The sequence below is a fragment of the Sphingopyxis witflariensis genome, assembly GCF_002205635.1.
Lineage (GTDB): Bacteria > Pseudomonadota > Alphaproteobacteria > Sphingomonadales > Sphingomonadaceae > Sphingopyxis > Sphingopyxis witflariensis.
The window spans coordinates 117,100-133,496 of record NZ_NISJ01000001.1; the positions used below are offsets into that span (position 1 = coordinate 117,100).

20 protein-coding genes are annotated in these 16,397 nt (G+C 62.1%); 7 read left to right on the plus strand and 13 right to left on the minus strand.

Annotated features, from left to right (window positions below; all coding sequences use genetic code 11):
* Window positions 1–8 precede the first annotated feature (8 nt).
* Complete coding sequence (locus tag CDQ91_RS00635) at window positions 9–1,295, minus strand: cytochrome b (RefSeq protein WP_088470774.1); 1,287 nt, start codon at window positions 1,293–1,295, stop codon at window positions 9–11.
* 13 nt (window positions 1,296–1,308) lie between these two features.
* On the minus strand, window positions 1,309–1,866 hold the full coding sequence (gene petA, locus CDQ91_RS00640; RefSeq protein WP_088470775.1) for a ubiquinol-cytochrome c reductase iron-sulfur subunit: 558 nt from the start codon (window positions 1,864–1,866) through the stop codon (window positions 1,309–1,311).
* A 224-nt stretch (window positions 1,867–2,090) separates the two neighbouring features.
* Between petA and CDQ91_RS00645 the strand changes: the two genes are divergently transcribed.
* Complete coding sequence (locus tag CDQ91_RS00645) at window positions 2,091–2,549, plus strand: tRNA (cytidine(34)-2'-O)-methyltransferase (RefSeq protein ID WP_088470776.1); 459 nt, start codon at window positions 2,091–2,093, stop codon at window positions 2,547–2,549.
* Complete coding sequence (gene hemF, locus CDQ91_RS00650) at window positions 2,546–3,406, plus strand: oxygen-dependent coproporphyrinogen oxidase (protein ID WP_088470777.1); 861 nt, start codon at window positions 2,546–2,548, stop codon at window positions 3,404–3,406. Before CDQ91_RS00645 ends, hemF begins: the two co-directional genes overlap by 4 nt.
* 55 nt (window positions 3,407–3,461) lie before the next feature.
* Here the strand turns inward: hemF and CDQ91_RS00655 are convergent, their stop codons facing one another.
* Both CDQ91_RS00655 and CDQ91_RS00660 read right to left on the minus strand, forming a co-directional pair.
* Window positions 3,462–4,316, minus strand: a complete 855-nt coding sequence (locus tag CDQ91_RS00655; RefSeq protein ID WP_088470778.1) for a glycerophosphoryl diester phosphodiesterase membrane domain-containing protein — start codon at window positions 4,314–4,316, stop codon at window positions 3,462–3,464.
* Between the two features lie 46 nt (window positions 4,317–4,362).
* Entirely contained in the window at window positions 4,363–5,172 is an 810-nt protein-coding gene (locus tag CDQ91_RS00660; protein ID WP_088470779.1) for a hypothetical protein, read from the minus strand.
* Between the two features lie 130 nt (window positions 5,173–5,302).
* On the opposite strand from CDQ91_RS00660, the gene lipB reads away from it, so the two are divergent.
* On the plus strand, window positions 5,303–5,956 hold the full coding sequence (gene lipB, locus CDQ91_RS00665) for a lipoyl(octanoyl) transferase LipB (protein WP_088470780.1): 654 nt from the start codon (window positions 5,303–5,305) through the stop codon (window positions 5,954–5,956).
* A gap of 9 nt (window positions 5,957–5,965) precedes the next feature.
* Entirely contained in the window at window positions 5,966–6,298 is a 333-nt protein-coding gene (locus CDQ91_RS00670; protein WP_088470781.1) for a hypothetical protein, read from the plus strand.
* A gap of 6 nt (window positions 6,299–6,304) precedes the next feature.
* Here CDQ91_RS00670 and queE read toward each other — a convergent pair whose 3' ends face one another.
* The 8 genes from queE to CDQ91_RS00710 form a co-directional block, all read right to left on the minus strand.
* Window positions 6,305–6,937 (minus strand): 7-carboxy-7-deazaguanine synthase, encoded by a 633-nt coding sequence (gene queE / locus CDQ91_RS00675; protein WP_088470782.1) that lies wholly within the window; start codon window positions 6,935–6,937, stop codon window positions 6,305–6,307.
* A gap of 3 nt (window positions 6,938–6,940) precedes the next feature.
* Entirely contained in the window at window positions 6,941–7,657 is a 717-nt protein-coding gene (gene queC, locus CDQ91_RS00680) for a 7-cyano-7-deazaguanine synthase QueC (protein ID WP_336579493.1), read from the minus strand.
* A 171-nt stretch (window positions 7,658–7,828) separates the two neighbouring features.
* Window positions 7,829–8,233: a hypothetical protein gene (locus CDQ91_RS00685; RefSeq protein WP_088470784.1), complete on the minus strand. Its 405-nt coding sequence runs from the start codon at window positions 8,231–8,233 to the stop codon at window positions 7,829–7,831.
* A 144-nt stretch (window positions 8,234–8,377) separates the two neighbouring features.
* On the minus strand, window positions 8,378–9,292 hold the full coding sequence (gene hslO, locus CDQ91_RS00690) for an Hsp33 family molecular chaperone HslO (protein WP_237245762.1): 915 nt from the start codon (window positions 9,290–9,292) through the stop codon (window positions 8,378–8,380).
* A gap of 10 nt (window positions 9,293–9,302) precedes the next feature.
* A complete protein-coding gene (gene argF, locus CDQ91_RS00695; protein ID WP_088470786.1) occupies window positions 9,303–10,229 on the minus strand; it encodes an ornithine carbamoyltransferase in 927 nt (308 codons plus the stop codon).
* Window positions 10,226–11,413 (minus strand): aspartate aminotransferase family protein, encoded by a 1,188-nt coding sequence (locus CDQ91_RS00700; RefSeq protein ID WP_088470787.1) that lies wholly within the window; start codon window positions 11,411–11,413, stop codon window positions 10,226–10,228. The genes argF and CDQ91_RS00700 overlap by 4 nt, the downstream gene beginning before the upstream one ends.
* A 113-nt stretch (window positions 11,414–11,526) precedes the next feature.
* The gene (locus CDQ91_RS00705; RefSeq protein WP_088470788.1) at window positions 11,527–12,513 is read right to left on the minus strand and encodes an LLM class flavin-dependent oxidoreductase; all 987 of its coding nucleotides are present in this window, start codon (window positions 12,511–12,513) and stop codon (window positions 11,527–11,529) included.
* A 148-nt stretch (window positions 12,514–12,661) separates the two neighbouring features.
* The gene (locus CDQ91_RS00710; RefSeq protein WP_237245763.1) at window positions 12,662–13,123 is read right to left on the minus strand and encodes an Lrp/AsnC family transcriptional regulator; all 462 of its coding nucleotides are present in this window, start codon (window positions 13,121–13,123) and stop codon (window positions 12,662–12,664) included.
* Between the two features lie 64 nt (window positions 13,124–13,187).
* Between CDQ91_RS00710 and CDQ91_RS00715 the strand changes: the two genes are divergently transcribed.
* From CDQ91_RS00715 to CDQ91_RS00725, 3 genes are all read left to right on the plus strand, one after another.
* Window positions 13,188–13,778: a LysE family translocator gene (locus CDQ91_RS00715; protein ID WP_088470790.1), complete on the plus strand. Its 591-nt coding sequence runs from the start codon at window positions 13,188–13,190 to the stop codon at window positions 13,776–13,778.
* A gap of 63 nt (window positions 13,779–13,841) precedes the next feature.
* Complete coding sequence (locus tag CDQ91_RS00720) at window positions 13,842–14,858, plus strand: aldo/keto reductase (protein ID WP_088470791.1); 1,017 nt, start codon at window positions 13,842–13,844, stop codon at window positions 14,856–14,858.
* Between the two features lie 60 nt (window positions 14,859–14,918).
* Window positions 14,919–15,386, plus strand: a complete 468-nt coding sequence (locus CDQ91_RS00725) for a DUF411 domain-containing protein (RefSeq protein ID WP_088470792.1) — start codon at window positions 14,919–14,921, stop codon at window positions 15,384–15,386.
* 84 nt (window positions 15,387–15,470) lie between these two features.
* On the opposite strand, the gene CDQ91_RS00730 is transcribed toward CDQ91_RS00725, so the two are convergent.
* Window positions 15,471–16,340, minus strand: coding sequence for a dienelactone hydrolase family protein (locus CDQ91_RS00730; protein ID WP_088470793.1), 870 nt, complete (start codon window positions 16,338–16,340; stop codon window positions 15,471–15,473).
* Between the last annotated feature and the right edge of the window lie 57 nt (window positions 16,341–16,397).

The following is a 16,397-nucleotide window of genomic DNA, read 5'->3' on the forward strand; positions in this document are numbered from 1 at the left end:
TCCGGCGCTCAGGCCGTTGCCGAAGCCGACGAGGTGTCGGTGGCGTGTTTGGCGAGAACCGCTTCGGTGATCGAGTTCGGCATCGGCAGCGGACGCTCGATCCGCGATACGATGGGAATGATCACCAGGAAGTGAGCGAAGTAATAGATGGCACCCAACTGGCTCAGGATCACCCACGGCTGTTCTGCCGGCTGCATGCCGCACCAGCCGAGAAGGAGCACGTCGAAGACGAGGATCCAGAAGAAGATGCGATACATCGGGCGATAGGTCGATGACTTGATCGGCGAGCTGTCCAGCCAGGGCAGGAAGAACAGCAGTGCAATCGAAGCGAACATCGCGATGACGCCCCACAGCTTCGCGTCAATCCACAGGAAGTTGAAGGTGAAGGCCTTCAAAATCGCGTAGAAGGGCAGGAAATACCATTCGGGAACGATATGCGCCGGCGTCGAAAGCGAGTTGGCCGGGATATAGTTGTCCGCATGACCCAGCATATTCGGACTGAAGAAGGTCAGGGCGACGAAGATCAGCAAAAAGATGCCAAGTCCGAAGCCGTCCTTCGCAGTGTAGTAAGGATGGAACGGAACCGTGTCCTGCTCATCCTTCACCTCAATGCCCGTCGGGTTCGACGAACCCGGGATATGCAGCGCCCAGATGTGCAGGATGACGACACCCAGGATCACGAACGGCAGCAGATAGTGCAGCGAGAAGAAACGGTTGAGAGTCGCATTATCGGGAACAAAGCCACCCAGCAGCCATTCGCGCACCGGCTCGCCAACGACAGGTATCGCCGAGAAGAAGCCGGTAATCACCTGCGCGCCCCAGAAGCTCATCTGGCCCCACGGAAGCACATAGCCCATGAACGCGGTCGCCATCATCAGCAGGAAGATGACCACACCGAGCAGCCACACCATTTCGCGCGGCGCCTTGTACGAACCGTAATAAAGGCCACGGAAAATGTGGAGATAGACCACGATGAAGAACATGCTCGCGCCGTTCATATGCGCGTAGCGAATGAACCAGCCGGCGTTCACGTCGCGCATGATATGCTCGACCGAATTGAAAGCGACGCCCGCATTGGCGGCATAGTGCATCGCCAGCACGATGCCGGTGATGATCTGGATCGCCAGCGCGGCCCCGGCGAGAACGCCGAAGTTCCAGAAATAGTTCAGGTTGCGCGGAACGGGGTAGCCCGCACCGATCGCGTTATAGACGAGACGCGGCATTGGCAGCTTCTCGTCAATCCACTGCATCAAAGGATGCTGGGGCTGATATTGCTTGGCCCAGGGAAAGCTCATCTTATCTCGCTCCTCAGCCGATCGTCACGACGGTGTCGCTGGTAAATTCATAAGGCGGGACAACCAGATTGGTCGGCGCCGGGCCTTTGCGGATGCGTGCAGCGGTATCATAGTGCGAACCGTGGCACGGGCAGAAATAACCGCCAAAATCGCCGCGATTCTCACCCTCTGCCGCGCCGAGCGGAACGCAACCCAAATGGGTGCAAACGCCCAGCGTAATCAGCCAGTTTTCCTTGCCCGGCTTGGTGCGCTCATCGATCGTCTGCGGGTCACGCAGGTCGCCGAGCGGCACAGCCTTGGCCTCGGCAATTTCCTTTGCAACCAGATTGCGAACGAACACGGGCTGCTTCCGCCAGCTCGTCTTGATCGCCTGACCCGGCTGGATCGCGGAAATGTCGATTTCGGTCGACGACAGCGCAAGCACGTCGGCCGACGGGTTCATCTGGTTGACCAGCGGCAAGACAACTGTCGCAGCACCAACGCCCGCGAAACTCACTGCCGCAATATTGATGAAGTCCCGGCGCCGCACGCCATCTTCGATGCCGGCATTGAGTTCGGATTCACTAGCCATTCGACTGCCCTTGCATGGGTGAACTGACAAAGTTCTCGGAAAGTCGGACCGCCTGTACTGCGCACGCACAAAAGCGACGCGTCCCGGCGGCCCCTCCGGGAATTGCGGGCCTGATAGCCGCACATCCGGGGCTTGCCAACAGTCAATTTCCCTTCTTTTTTCTGCAAAGCGATACGACGGCGATACCCCTCGATTCCGCTTGGCGTAACAGCTATGGGGTCGCGATGGAAATTGCCCTGTTTCAGCCGGATATTGCGGGAAATGTTGGAACGACATTGCGGACCGCCGCCTGCTTCGGCATCCCGGCTCATATAATAGAGCCCTGCGGCTTTCCGTTCTCCGACCAGGCGCTCAAACGCGCCGGGATGGATTATGCGGTGCGCGCCAATGTCCGGCGACATGCCGACTGGAACAGTTTCGGTACATGGATCGCGGCGGAGGGGCTTCGCCTCGTGCTGCTGACCACCGCAGGCGCGACGCCGCTGCCAGACTTTGCTTTCACGCCAGATGACGTCCTGTTACTCGGCGCCGAATCCTCAGGCGTGCCGCCACATGTCCATGCAGCAGCAGCGGCGCGCGTTGCAATTCCTATGCAAGCGAGCTTTCGATCCTTGAATGTCGCGGTGGCGGCTGGCATCGCGCTCGCCGAAGCTCTCAGACAGACGAAAGGCTTTCCGGCATGATTTCGCTCGACCCCCAGCAGCAGGCGACGCGCACATGGTTCGAATCGCTGCGCGACCGAATCTGCGCCGAATTCGAAGCGATCGAGGCGGAAGCGGGCAGCGATGCGCGCTTTGCCTATACGCCTTGGGACCGTGAGGCCGATGGACTTGATCCCGGCGCGGGCGGCGGCGGCGTGCGCGGCGTATTGACGGGCGAGGTTTTCGAGAAGGTCGGGGTCAATGTGTCGACCGTCGGCGGTCAGTTCGCACCCGACTTCGCCCAATCGATCCACGGCGCAGCCGAAGATCCCAGCTTTTTCGCAACGGGAATCAGCCTCGTCGCCCATATGAAGAACCCGCATGTGCCCGCCGTGCACATGAACACCCGCTTCCTCGTGACGACGAAGCGCTGGTTCGGCGGCGGCGCCGACCTCAACCCGCCAATTCCCTATGCCGAGGATACCGACGCCTTTCATGCGCGGCTGCGCGCGGCGTGCGCGCCCTTTGGTCCCGATGTGTATGAACGCTACGCCAAATGGGCCGATGACTATTTCTATATCCCGCACCGCGGCGTTCACCGCGGCGTTGGCGGGATTTTCTATGACCATCTCGAAGCCGGCGACGATGCCGAGTTCGATCGCAGCTTCCAGTTCACCCAAGCGGTCGGAGAAGCCTTTCTCGACATTTTCCCGCAAATTGTGCGGCGACGGATGAACCAGCCCTTCACCGATGCCGAACGTGAAGAGCAGCTGATCTGGCGCGGTCGCTATGCTGAATTCAATCTCGTCTATGACCGGGGAACGCTGTTCGGGCTCAAGACCGGCGGCAATATCGACGCGATCCTGATGAGCCTGCCGCCGCTCGCCAAATGGAGCTGAGATAGCAAAAGGGCGCTCTGTTTCCGGAGCGCCCTTTGTGCCTTGGAGGAGATGATCAGGCGAAGACGTCGCCCTGACCACCCTGCCCCAAGGCACGGTAGATGCCTGCCAGCACCCCCACCTGCAAATAGGCCATCGGGATGCCGAGAAGCAGCGTAGCTGCCACGATTCCGACCATCGCCCCGCCGCTCGGGACCCCGCCGCCTGCGAACATTGACACCCCAACGATCATCGTCAGGATCATCGCAATGACGCTGACGGCCACGCCGAGCAGGATGAAATAGGCGATAATCTTCCACTGCGACGCTGCGGTCATCCGCCATGATTCGCCTATCCCGGTGAATATATTGAACGTCCGTCGGTCGGCCATCGCCGGACCGGTGCAGCAAAGGCGCGCAGCGAGCCAGAGCATGAACAGAAAGAAGAGCGGCATCAGCAGCAAAAGAAGCATGCCGGTGCCAGCGATCGCAGCCTGGCTGGGCTGCTCGCCCATCATCATCGGTGCGAGCGCACTCCCAAAGACCAGGAACGCAACAAGCCCCAGCACCGCCACGACGGCGAAGCCAAGCAGCAGCAACGGCAGCGCCGCGACCAGACCATAGCCCAGCGCGGCCCCCAACGGCTCGGCTCCGCCCGTCAGCCCGATCCGCCATGATGCGAAATAGCTGCCCGTCTGGAGGACATAGTTGAGCAAACCGACCAGTATCGCGAAGGCCCCCATCGCCATCATTCCGCCGTCGGTGGCAAAGCTCATCGGATCGGACAGCACCGCTCCGCCGCCAATCGCGATCTGCAGGATAAGCGGAACGACGATCCCGACCCCAATCAAGGCAATGGCGTGATGGACGCCTTGCCCGGTGAAAAAGCTGGTCGCATAGGACCATGCCTGACCGATACTGATTTTATTCATCGCTGCTCTCCCCTATTCCCGAACCACATACCGGCTTGATCCTCACTCATTCAAAAGTGCCGCGCACCGCCAATTGGCGATAGGTCGCAGCAGCAATCGCCACCGAAATGAGTCCGCCAACGGCGGCGACCACACCCTGAACCAATCCCGTCAGGATGCGCCCGATTCCGTCTTCCGTTCCCGCCACAGCCCCGACAAGGCCGCCAACCAGCGCCGCAACTATCACGATCACCAGAGCGACCAGAAACATGAACAGGAAAATCCGCCAGCCATTGCCCCTCGTCAGCGCCCAGCCGGCTTGAATCGCGGTGATGGGGTTACGCACCTCCCGGTCGGCGATGACCGGCGAAACAACGGCAAGCCGCCCCCAGAAATAGGCGCTGAGGCCAACAAGCAGAACCAAACCAATCAGTACGAGCAGCATGGCGATCGCGCCGCCGCCGGCAGCGATACCCGGCATGAGAAGCAGCAAGGCGCCAAGGCCGAGCGCGACGCCCATGATCAACTGAACGGCGATCATCGTCGGGATCATCTTGATCGCAAAGAGCAGCGCGTCACCGACGCTGGTCCCCGACCGCGACAACCACAGCCGCAAAATTCCCACGCCGCCAATCGCTGAAACAATGCTGACCAGAAGCTGATAGGGAACGGCCTGCGCCGCATTTTCACGAAACGCGGCCATGACCTGCTCCAAATTCGCTCCGTCGGCGGGGGCAATTGGCGTTGGTCCGAACCAGCTGACCGCAAGCGTCGGCAGGAACAGGAAAACGGCGGCGATCGTGCCGGTCAGCGCGCCATGTGAACGCAACAATAATTTGCTGTCGTCCCAAGCTGCACCCATGTCGAATTTCGGCATCAATACTCCATTTCCACCTGATTGTTGTGCATGTTAGCCTGACGCGCTTGATCCCGGTTGTCCAGCCTTGTGGCTCGATTAGAGCTGCACCTCTTGCACTTGTTGACATAGGCGGGCAGGACGCGGCGCAATGAGCCGTCTACCGCAACCCGAATGGACCGTTTCACCGGGCCTTACCGATTACCCCGCCGCGCTTGCCGACATGGAAGCGCGCGCGGCCGCGATCCACGCGGGCGAGGCCTGCGAACGCATCTGGCTGCTCGAACACCCCCCGCTATATACGGCTGGCACGAGCTCGGATCCCGCCGAACTGCTCGATCCGCGTTTTCCCGTGTATGACGCGGGACGCGGCGGACGTTATACCTATCATGGTCCAGGCCAGCGGGTCGGCTATGTCCAGCTCGACCTCACGCAACGCGGACGCGACGTGCGTGCCTATGTCTCTGCACTCGAAGGCTGGGTGATCGACGCGCTAGCTCAGCTGGGAGTCGCAGCCCGCCGCGCAGACGGTCGCATCGGGATCTGGACCGACGATCTTTACGGTCGCGAGGCCAAGATCGGCGCGATCGGGGTGCGCGTGAAACGCTGGGTCACGATGCACGGTTTTTCGCTGAACATCGCGCCCGACATGACGCATTTCGGCGGCATTGTTCCGTGCGGAATCGCCGAATTCCCCGTCACCAGCCTTGCCGCTTTAGGCAAGACGGCTGGTTTTGCCGACGTTGATGCCGCATTGACGGATGCCCTGCCCGCCTTTCTCGACAAGCTCCGAGCGAAGGATTAGGAACGGCACATGACCCGCACCCTTATCTCCTCGCTCTTCCTTCTCTCTCTCGCGGCTTGCGGCAGCGGCGATCCTGCTGGCAAGTCCACGGCCAAGCTCGATGCCGTCGAGGTTCAGCCAGGCTCGATCAGCGATTCGATGATCATCCTCGACAATGCGGCAAGCGACGGCACGGCGGTAGACAACAGCGTTCCCGACGATGGGACGAAAAAGGAAGCAACGAAATCCAAGGATGATGCTGCGGATGAAGGCGAAGCCGCGGATGAAACGGCAACCGTCGATGCGGTCGCAGCCCCAGCCGTCCAGAAAACCGTCACCGAGCCCGCCAAAAAGGGCGAGTAGTCGCGCTTATCGCAGCCCCAGGCTCTTATGCGCCTGTAGCGACAGCCGCCAGCGCGGGTCGTCCATCACCAGATCGATGCAGCGCTGGACATTGTCCGCCGCATTCGGATCATCGAGCGGCTGAACCAGCCGATGCTCGAAATCGAGCTCCGCGAGCCGTTCGACATCGCTGCCGGGCTGCGGCCAGACCAGTTTTAGTTCGTCGCCGCTCAGTTGGACGAGTTCGCTCCCGGCCTTCGGACTGATGCAGATCCAGTCGATGCTGCGCGGGACCGCCAGCGTGCCGTTGGATTCGATCGCGACGGTAAAACCCTCGCGATGGAGCGCCTCGATCAGCGCCTCGTCGACCTGGAGCATCGGTTCGCCGCCGGTCAGCACGACATAACGGTCGTCGAAGCCCTCGCCCCAATTTTCGGCGATCACCGCCGCCAGCGCTGCGGCATCGGCATATTTTCCGCCCAGCGTGCCGTCGGTGCCGACGAAATCGGTGTCGCAGAATTTGCACACGGCCTTGGCCCGATCAACCTCGCGCCCCGTCCACAAATTGCATCCGGCAAAGCGACAGAAAACAGCGCGTCGACCCGCTTGTGCACCTTCGCCTTGCAGGGTCAGGAAAATCTCTTTGACGGCATAGGTCATGGGTCAGACCCCGGCGGCGTAGCGGGTCGGGTCAGGGATGCCAGCGTCAGCGAAGCCCTTGCTCCGCAAGCGGCAGCTTTCGCAGAGGCCGCAATGCAACCCCTCGGGGGTTGGATCGTAACAGGACCAGCTCATCCCCGCGTCCATTCCCAGCCGCGTCGCTTCGACCGCGATATCGGCCTTGGTCATATATTGCAGCGGCGCGTGGATGCGGAAGGCGACGCCGATATCGCCGTCGCGCGTCGCGAGCCGCGCCAGATCCTCGAACCCCGCGATGAAGTCGGGGCGGCAGTCGGGATAGCCCGAATAGTCGAGCGCATTGACCCCGATGACGATGTCCTGCGCCTGCCGCGCTTCGGCCAGACCGAGCGTCAGCGAGAGGAAAATCAGGTTGCGCGCCGGGACATAGGTGATCGGAACATCGCTGCTCATGCCGTCCTTCGGCACGTCGATATCGGCGGTCAGCGCCGAGCCGCCAAAGCGGCGCAGGTCGAGCGGCAGGACGATATGTTCGGCCGCGCCGATGCTCTTCGCAATGCGCGCCGCCGATTCCAGTTCGACGCGGTGACGCTGGTTATAGTCGATCGTCAGCGCGACGATCCGCGCACCCGCTTCGCGTGCGAGGCCCGCACAGACCATCGAATCGAGTCCGCCCGACAAAAGAACGATCAGGGTTTTTCCGGAAATATCTTGCATGGGCGCCCGATACGCCTGCGCCAAAGACCGCGCAAGAGGCGGCTTGTTGCAGCGCACCAAAGAAATGGGCCGCACGGCTTTCGCGATACGGCCCAGGTCGGCATGAAGCCGTTTAGGGAGACGGACACACATCCATGTGTCACCCCTCCTGTTTAGACATGAAGGGTTAACCTCAGCTTACCGATAAGATGTCCGTCAGCAGCCGCCGGTTCGGCGAGCCTCGATCGACTGCGAAAAAGGCTTGCCGTCGGCAATGCCCTGCGTGTCGATCTGCACCAGTCGATTGGTTTCGCTGCGAATGCTGGTGCGGCCATGCCCCGCGCCGGGGCAGGTATAATGCACCGTCACCGACGTTGGCGTGTCCTCGATGACATAGCGCGAACAGTTCGAGCGCGGGTGATAGACCTGGATCATCCGCCGCGCATCGCCGACGCAGATCGTTTGCAACACGGCGTCCTTGCCGCGCTCGCGCAACTGCCAACTTCCTTTTTCAAGCCGGTCGAGCATCGTCAGCGAGGGCGCCTGCGCGGGAACTGCCGGGGTGACCGCGAGCGCGCAAACAGCCAAAGTCCATCGCATGAAGGGAGAGAAGATCGCCATTTCCACCTGTCCGTTGGTCGCCCGAAAGCGAACGAAATTGCGACCCTGTTTGACACAAGGTAGCAATCGGGGTGCGTGATTTCAACCGCTTGGCGCCAGATTGCCTCGCCTTGTCGTCAGCAAGGCTCCACTGTAAATCCGCCGTCAGCTGTGCGTCGCGATTTCTTCCAATGGAATCGGGAATATGCGCGAGCAAAAGGCGCAGTCGACGACGACATTTCCAGCGTCGTCGGCCATGTCCTGCCGCTCCGCCTCGGGAAACTGGGCCAGCACGCCCGCGAAATAGTCGTTGCTGCACCGGCAGCCGCGCGAAAGCGTCACGCCCGGCGCGACGCGTACCTCTTCCTCGTGGAACAGCCGCCATGCCAGCGTCTCGAGCGACGTCGCGGGATCGGTAAGTTCTTCGTCTTTCAGCGTCGCCGCGATCGTCCGCGCATGATCCCATTGGGGATAGTCGTGACGCAGATGCAGCCGGTCACGATCGACCTCGCCTTCGGGAAGATGCTGGAGCAGCAATCCGCCCGCGACACAGCCCGCCTCGGCATCATGGCGCGCGGCGAGTTTGAGCAGGCTGGGGATTTGTTCGGATTGTTCGAAATAATGTTCGGCGGCGGTTCCGATCGACGTGCCCTCGAGCGGCACGATGCCCTGATAGCGTTCGCCGCTGGTCGCCTGGTCAAAGGTGATCGCAAGAAAGCCTTCGCCGAACAGCGCGAACAGCGTCGGGTCGGACCCAACCTCGGCCAGCCGCTCGGCGTCGAATTTCAGATAACCGCGCAGCTCGCCGCCGCGATAATCGCACACGAGCAATTCGATTGGGCCGCCACCGGTTTGCGCCTGCAGCGTCAACTGCCCGCTTTCGTCCTTCAGCGTCGATCCGAGCAGGACCGTCAGCACCAGCGCTTCGGCGAGCAATTTCTCGGCAACCGGCGGATAGTTATGCGCCGCGATGATCGTGTTCAGCACCGGTCCCAGCCGCACCAAACGCCCGCGCACATGACGCGCGGCGATGGTGAAGACCAGCGGCTGGTCAAACCAGGTTTCGATAATTTCGCTCACGATTGTCGGCTCACAATTTTTCCAGCGCCCAAAGCAGGACGGATTTTTGCGCATGGACGCGGTTTTCGGCCTCGTCCCAGACGCGCGACTGCGAACCGTCGATCACGGTGTCGGTCACTTCCTCGCCGCGATGCGCAGGCAGACAGTGCAGGAACAACGCATCGGACTTTGCCGCCGCCATCAGTTGATCGTCGACCTGATAGGGCGCCATGGCCGCCAGCTTGTTGTGCGCATGCTGCTGCCCCATCGACACCCAGGTATCGGTGACGACCAGATCGGAGCCGGCAACAGCTTCGCGCGCATCGCGGACGATATCGATGCGTGCGCCCTTGGCACGGGCCGCCTCGACAAAGCTGGCATCGGGATCATAGCCTTGCGGACAGCCCGCGCGGATATTGAAACCGAACAGCCCCGCCGCCTCGATCAACGACGAGAGGACATTATTCCCATCGCCGAGCCACGCAAGCTCGAGCCCGGGCAGCGCCTTGCCGTGCTCGACAATGGTGAGCAGGTCGGCGACGATCTGGCACGGATGCGACAGATCGGTCAGGCCGTTGATCACGGGAACGGTCGCATGCGCGGCCATTTCCTCGATCTTGGCATGATCGTCGGTGCGTATCATGATCGCATCGGCATAGCGCGACAGGACGCGCGCGGTATCGGCGATGGTTTCACCGCGACCGAGCTGGCTCGTCCCCGCATCGAGGATCATCGGCACACCGCCGAGCTGGCGGATGGCGATGTCGAACGACGCGCGGGTGCGGGTCGAGTTTTTCTCGAACACCATTGCCAGCACATGATCGGCGAGCGGTTTATCAGCGTCGGGCTTTGCCTTCGGCCAACCGGCGCGCGCGGCCTTGCGATCGATGGCGTCAGCGAGCATCGCCGCGACGGCGTCGCCGCCCGCGTCGGACAGGTTCAGGAAATTCCGCATCAGACTTCGGGCGGCGTGTAGCTCGCCGCGCCCGCTGACAGTTTCTCGATGAATTCGTCGATATGGGCCTGCTCGATGTTGAGCGGCGGCAGCACCCGCACGACATTCTCGCCCGCGGCCACGGTCAGCAGGCCGTGATTGTCGCGCAGATGCGCAACAAAAGCACGGCTGTCCGATGTCAGCTTGAGGCCGAGCATCAGGCCCATTCCGCGCACGCTTTCGAACAGATTGTCATGGTTCGGGATCAGTTGTTCGAGCGCACCGCGCAGCCGTTCGCCGGTCGCCTTGACCTGATCGAGAAAGCCTTCTTCCAGCACGACATCGAGCACCGCCTGCCCCGCCGCCATTGCCAGCGGGTTGCCGCCATAGGTCGAGCCATGGGTGCCGATTACCATGCCGCGCGCTGCCTTTTCCGTCGCAAGGCACGCGCCCATCGGGAAGCCGCCGCCGATGCCCTTCGCACTTGCAAGAATGTCGGGAACGACGCCAAATTCTTCATAGGCATAGAGCGAGCCGGTGCGCGCAACGCCGCACTGCACTTCGTCGAAGACCAGCATCAGGTCGCGCTTGTCGCAAATGTCGCGCAGCGCCTGAAGGAAGGGCTGCGACGCCGGACGGATACCGCCCTCGCCCTGTATCGGTTCGATCAGGAAGCCGGCGGTGTTGTCATCGACCAGATCGAGGGCGGCGTTCAGATCGTCGAACGGCGCATAGGCAAAGCCGGGCAGCAGCGGATCGAAACCCTTGCGCAGCTTTTCCTGATTGGTCGCCGAAATCGTCCCCAGCGTGCGCCCGTGGAACGCATTGTTGAAGGTGATGAGATTATGCTTTTCGGCGTTGCCCGCGCTCGAATGATAGGCGCGCGCGGTCTTGATCGCACATTCGACCGCCTCGGCACCTGAGTTGGTGAAGAAGACGGTGTCGGCAAAAGTGTGCTCAACCAGCCGCGCGGCATAGGCCTCGCCCTGCGGGCTGCCGTAAAGGTTCGACACATGGATCAGCGTCGCGGCCTGATCCTGAATCGCCTTGGTCAGATGGGGATGGCCGTGACCGAGCAGGTTCACTGCAATGCCACTGGCGAAGTCCAGATAGCGCTCGCCTCGTTCGCCGAACAAATATGCGCCTTCACCGCGGACCGGACGTACTGCGCACCGGGGGTATACGGGCATCAGCGGCGTGATCGACATGACAGGCACCTTTCAGACTTCGAACTAAAGTAAAAAGGCGACCCCATATGGGCCGCCCTTGGTCGGACCGACCCTATACCGTCCCTGCCCGATCCGCGTCAACATAAGGGGCGCTAAAGCGCCCGCGCCGCTTCCATCGTCAGCGCAAGCGAATGTTTGCGCGCGTCATGGTCGTACATCGACGACGCGACGATCACCTCATCAACCCCGGTCCGTGCGACAAACGCCTTCAACCCCGCCGCAACATCGTCGACCGTTCCGGTGGCCGAGCATTGCAGCACATGATCGAGGATGGCCTTCGCATTGGGCGGAAGGCTGTCCCTATAACCCGCAAGCGGTGGCTTCATCCGCCCTGGATTGCCGGTGCGCAGCGCCACGAACGCCTGTTGCTGGGTCGAGGCGAGCAATTCGGCCTCTTCGTGGCTGTCGGCGGCGAAGACGTTGAAGGCAGCGGCGGCGTAGGGCTCGGCCAATTGTGCCGAAGGTTTGAACTGGCGACGATAGATTTCGAGTGCTTCGTCAAGCGCGTCGGGCGCGAAATGGCTGGCGAAGGCATAGGGCAGCCCAAGCATCGCCGCGAGTTGTGCGCCGAACGTGCTGGATCCCAACAGCCACAACGGGACATTCGTCCCCTCACCCGGCACCGCGCGGATGCCGAGGCGGTCGTCGCCAGCGAGAAAGGCCTGAAGCTCAACGACATCCTGCGGGAACTGCCGCTCGTCGCTCGCAAGATTGCGGCGCAGCGCGCGGGCGACGACGCCGTCCGAGCCGGGCGCGCGGCCGAGTCCCAGATCGACCCGTCCGGGAAACAGTGCCTCGAGCGTCCCGAACTGCTCGGCGATCACCATCGGCGCGTGATTGGGCAGCATGATGCCGCCGGCGCCGATACGGATCGTCGAGGTGGCCTGCCCGATATGCGCGAGCACCACCGACGTCGCGGCGCTGGCGATGCCCGTCATGCCATGATGTTCGGCGACCCAGAAGCGATGATAGCCGAGCGCTTCGGCATGTTTCGCTAGATCGGCCGCATTGGCGAGAGATTGGGAGATCGAACCGGTGTCAGTCACGGGGACGAGGTCGAGGAAGGAGAGTTTCACCATGCAACGGATATGCGGTGGGCCGGTGCCGCATTCAAGTCACTCCGCCCCAATGGATCGTCATTGCGAGCAAAGCGACGCAATCCAGAGCGGATTACGCGCGCTCTGGATTGCCGCGTCGCTTCGCTCCGCGCAATGACAGGGAGGGAAATCAGGCCCGCTCATCCTTCGGCGAATCCATCAACACATAAGTGGTGATCGCGTTGACTTGCGGCAGCACGCCGAGCACCTCGGTATGGAAATGCTTGTAAGCGGCAAGGTCCGCCGCCTCGACGCGAAGCAGATATTCGATCGCACCGGTGGTGTTGTGACATTCGCGGACTTCAGGCGCGACCGCCATCGCGGCTTCGAAACCTTCCTGCGCATCCTTGGTGTGGCTCGACAGGCCGATGGTGACATAAGCGATAAAGGTCGCGCCGGTCTTTGCCGGGTCGATCCGGGCGCGATAGCCCTTGATCACCCCGCTGCGTTCGAGTTCCTGCACCCGGCGCAGGCACGCCGAGGGAGACAGGCCGACGCGATCAGCAAGTTCGATGTTCGAGATTCGCCCGTCCTGCGACAGCTCGCGCAATATCTTGCGGCCAATGGCATCAATATCGATCATAGGTTGCATGACATAGCTTTTGCACGGTCATATTTGCAACACCTCGCCGCCAAAACCGCATTATGTTGCGCGCATGAACCAGACCACGCTTCTCGCGCTCTCCGCCTTTGCCCTCGTCTCGTCGATCACGCCGGGGCCGAACAATCTGATGCTGATGTCGTCGGGCGCCAATTTCGGTCTGCGCCGGACGGTGCCGCACGCACTGGGGGTCGGGATCGGCTTTACGCTGATGATCGTGCTGGTCGGCGTCGGGCTGATGGGATTGTTCGACCTGTTCCCGATCCTCAACACCGTGCTGAAGGTGGTGAGCGTCGCCTATCTGTTGTGGCTCGCGTGGAAAATCGCCAATGCCGCCGCGCCCGACACCGCGGGAAGCAGCAGCGGGAAGCCGATGACCTTCATGCAGGCGGTGCTGTTCCAGTGGGTCAATCCCAAGGCCTGGTCGATGGCACTGACCGCGATCGCACTTTATGCGCCCGATCGTAACATCGTCGCGGTGCTGCTCGTCGCGGTCGTGTTCGGAATCATCAACCTGCCCTCGACCAGCCTGTGGGCGGTGATGGGGCAGGTGCTGCGTGGCTGGTTGTCGAGCCCCGCGCGGCTGCGTATTTTCAACTGGACGATGGCTGCGTTGCTGGTGGGGTCGCTTGCACTGCTCATCTGATTGCAAGCCCACGCCACGCAACCTATGCACGGCGCTTCCCCTTCCTGACCGGAGAGAAGAGCCATGAAAAACCGCCGCCTGGGCAAAAGCGCGATCCATGTGTCCGACATCTGCATGGGGACGATGACCTTCGGCAGTCAGGCCGACGAAGCGACGGCATTTCGCGTTCTCGACCGCTGTTTCGAAGCCGGGATCAATTTCTACGACACCGCAGAAGGCTATCCGGTCCCGCCCGACATCAAATGGGTCGGCCGCACGGAGGAGATCGTCGGCCGCTGGATGAAGACCAAGAATCGCGACGCGATCATCCTGGCGACCAAGGTATCGGGATCGAGCGAGCTCTGGTTCAAATCGCCATGCCGCGGCGGGATGACCGCGCTCGATCGCCACAATATCATGAAGGCGATCGACGACAGCCTGACGCGGCTTCAGACCGACTATATCGACCTGTACCAGACCCACTGGCCCGACCCCGACGCCCCCTATGAGGAGGTGATGGACGTGCTCGACGAACTGGTTCGCGCCGGCAAGGTCCGCATTTCTGGCTGTTCGAACGAAACGAGCTGGGGATTGATGAAATCGCTCGCGGCGTCGGACAAGCTGGGCGTAGCGCGGTTCCAGACCATCCAGAATAATTACAGCCTGAACAATCGCCGTTTCGAGGATGAGCTGAAGCAGGTGTGCCGGCAGGAAGGCGTCAGCCTGATCCCCTATTCGCCGCTCGCCGGCGGCGTGCTGTCGGGCAAATATCAGGGCGGCGCGACCCCCGACGGCGCGCGCTTCTCGAAATATCTGAAGATGGAGGGCCGCCAACGCGAGATGGGGCTGCGCTTCGTCAACGAAAGAAGCCTTGCCGCGACCGAGCGCTATCTGGCGATCGCCGAAGAGGCGGGACTGCACCCGGTGACGATGGCGACGGCATGGTCGAAGCAGCATGATTTCGTCGCCTCGACAATCGTCGGGGTCAGCGCCGACGACCAGCTTGATCCGATCCTCGCCGCGATCGACCTGGTGCTGCCTAGGGATGTGATGACGGCGCTCCACCGGGTGAGCCGCGACATCCTTTATCCCATGGGGTGAAGGGCTTGCGCGGCGCATTGTCCGCGCTATCCTCACCCGATCATCAGAAAGGAACCTTCCATGTCCCCCGCCCGCCGCATCCTGTTCGCCCTTGCCGCTTTCACCGGTGCCATTGGCGCCGCGCACGCCGCCGATCCGACGATGTTTCGCGACGCGGGCTGTGGCTGCTGCCTCAAATGGCTGGAGCAGGTGAAGGCCTCGTTCGGACAGCAGGTTGCGGTCGTCAACGCGGCCGACATGACTGCGGTGAAGGACAAGCAGGGCGTGCCCGAAGCGCTGCGTAGCTGTCATACCGTCCTCGTCGGCGGCTATGTGATCGAGGGCCATGTTCCGGCCAAGGAAATCGCGCGGCTGCTCCGCGAAAAGCCCAAAGGCGTGAAGGGGCTGGCCGTGGGCGGGATGCCGATGGGGTCGCCCGGAATGGAGCATGGCGACCACCGCGAAGCCTATCAGGTGATGAGCTTTGGTCCCGGCGGTCAGCGCGTATATGCAAGCTATGCCGCAAGCGGCGGCGCGCACGCGCACTGAGCAAATGCTGATATTATCCGTTCGCATCGAGCCTTGCGGGCAGTCGAAGGGCTTAATGCGAACGGGAGTCGATTTGATAAAATCCTACAGGCTCGCCTTGAACAGTTCGAGCATCCGGCTCCACGCCTTTTCGGCCGCCGCCTCGTTGTAAACGCGGCCGTCGGGCGGGCACCAGCCGTGCATCGTTCCCGCATAGACCTCGACCTCATGCCACTGCTTGCGGGGTTCAAGGACGGCCTTGAGCCGCAGCTTCTCGTTCGGCGCTTTTTCGTCATCATCGGCCGCGATTGCAAAGAGATAGCCGGCGTTGGTGCCGGGGATTAGCAGGTGCGGGCTGTCGGGCTTGTCGGTGCCGACTCCGCCGCCGTGGAAGCTCGCCGCCGCGCCGACGCGATCGGGTTTCAGGGCCGCGGTGAAGATCGTCATCGCGCCGCCCATGCAATAGCCGGTGGTGCCGATCTTGCGCTTCGTATCGACCTCGGGCTGCGCGTCGAGGAAGGCGAGATGCGCCTTGGCGTCGGTGTCGACGAGCGTCTTGTTCAGTTGCTTCAGATAGCCGAACAGCCGCTCGCGCACGGGAGGATCGTTGAAGTCGCTCGTCGCGGAGACGACGGGCGATTTTTCCCAACGATAAAATGGGTTCACGCAGAGCACGGCATAGCCTTCGCCCGCCAGCCGGTCGGCCATCTGGCGGAACGCAGGACGCAGACCTCGGATATCGGGCCAGATGAGTACGGCGGGATGCTTGCCGGTCGCCGGGGCGACGAAATAGGCGTCGGCGGTGCCGTCAGCGGTTTGGATGCTGACGTCGCGACCCTTCACCGACTTGCCCGCCATCGCCCGAACGGGAAGCGACGCGGCGAGCGCGCCGGCGCCGGCGAGCGCAGTGAAGCTGCGGCGCGCGACGGGCATGCCCGCGCGGTCGCGTTCGGCTTCGGTATTTTCATCGCACATGAGGGCTCTCCTTGGATGGGGTGGATTTCGAAAATGGCGGAAAACTGCGTAACTTCA